The sequence below is a fragment of the Streptomyces sp. MK7 genome, assembly GCF_032658145.1.
Classification (GTDB): Bacteria; Actinomycetota; Actinomycetes; order Streptomycetales; family Streptomycetaceae; genus Streptomyces; species Streptomyces spiralis.
Genome location: NZ_JAVACL010000181.1, coordinates 1 through 323, shown reverse-complemented (window position 1 = coordinate 323; position 323 = coordinate 1). Strand labels below are relative to the sequence as shown.

1 pseudogene is annotated in these 323 nt (G+C 67.2%); it reads left to right on the top strand.

The features are described from left to right. Positions 1–323 (top strand): annotated as a pseudogene (locus R2S09_RS40395) (trehalose synthase); the annotation flags it as partial.

Here is a 323-nt window from a genome sequence, read left to right as displayed (position 1 = left end):
GAGGCGAACCAGTGGCCGGAGGACGTCGTCGACTACTTCGGCGACTACACCACCGGCGGCGACGAATGCCACATGGCGTTCCACTTCCCGGTCATGCCCCGCATCTTCATGGCCGTCCGCCGCGAATCGCGCTACCCCGTCTCCGAGATCCTGGCCAAGACCCCGGCGATCCCCTCCGGCTGCCAGTGGGGCATCTTCCTGCGCAACCACGACGAGCTGACCCTGGAGATGGTCACCGACGAAGAGCGCGACTACATGTGGGCCGAATACGCCAAGGACCCCCGCATGCGCGCCAACATCGGCATCCGCCGCCGTCTCGCGCC